We start from the raw sequence: 223 nt of genomic DNA on the forward strand, positions 1-223 counted from the left end.
GGCAAAAGCACTGCCGGACATCAGCGCTATCTCTGCTCTCATTGCCGTAAAACATGGCAACTACAGTTCACTTACACCGCCTCTCAGCCCGGTACGCACAGAAATCATTGATATGGCCATGAATGGCGTCGGATGTCGCGCCAGTGCACGCATTATGGGCGTTGGCCTCAACACGGTTTTACGTCACTTAAAAAACTCAGGCCGCAGTCGGTAACCTCGCGCA

The 223-nt window shown here is 53.4% G+C and carries 1 pseudogene; it reads left to right on the forward strand.

What is annotated here, in order from left to right:
- Positions 1-223, forward strand: a pseudogene (locus BHE85_RS20215) (IS1-like element transposase); the annotation flags it as partial.

Source organism: Shigella sp. FC1567, from assembly GCF_001743015.1.
GTDB classification, from domain to species: Bacteria; Pseudomonadota; Gammaproteobacteria; order Enterobacterales; family Enterobacteriaceae; genus Escherichia; species Escherichia coli.